At 54.3% G+C, this 469-nt stretch carries 1 protein-coding gene; it reads left to right on the forward strand.

Annotated features, from left to right (window positions below; all coding sequences use genetic code 11):
- On the forward strand, positions 1-469 hold a 469-nt coding region (locus DZ860_RS24580; protein ID WP_165862961.1), incomplete at both ends, for a hypothetical protein.

The raw sequence follows: 469 nt of genomic DNA on the forward strand, positions 1-469 counted from the left end.
TTCACCATCGATGCGATTGATGATTTCCTCAAAGAGGGCTCAGAGGCACTGCATGTCGCCGTCGACAATGTCTCCGATAACGGTCAGTTTGAAGCGGTGGCTGCCGATCCCGATCATGGCTCGGTCAGCAGTGCGATTGTTGATGAAACCACGCCTGATGCTGATGACACTGTGTATGTCAAAATCAGCGTGGATGCAGATAGCGCGACTGAGGGCGGTGAGCTRACTTACACGCTCACACTGGTTGATAGCGATGGCAATCCAGTGACGCCTCCGGCAGGAACTCAAGTTTCAGGCGATCTGAATTGGTCTGGCGCGGCGGCTGGCGGCGCTGACACCAGCGCACTTCCTGAGAGTTTCACCATTGGCGATTCAGGCTCGTTTGAATTCACCATCGATGCGATTGATGATTTCCTCAAAGAGGGCTCAGAGGCACTGCATGTCGCCGTCGACAATGTCTCCGATAACG

It is taken from the genome of Vibrio sinensis (assembly GCF_003605645.1).
Classification (GTDB): Bacteria; Pseudomonadota; Gammaproteobacteria; order Enterobacterales; family Vibrionaceae; genus Vibrio; species Vibrio sinensis.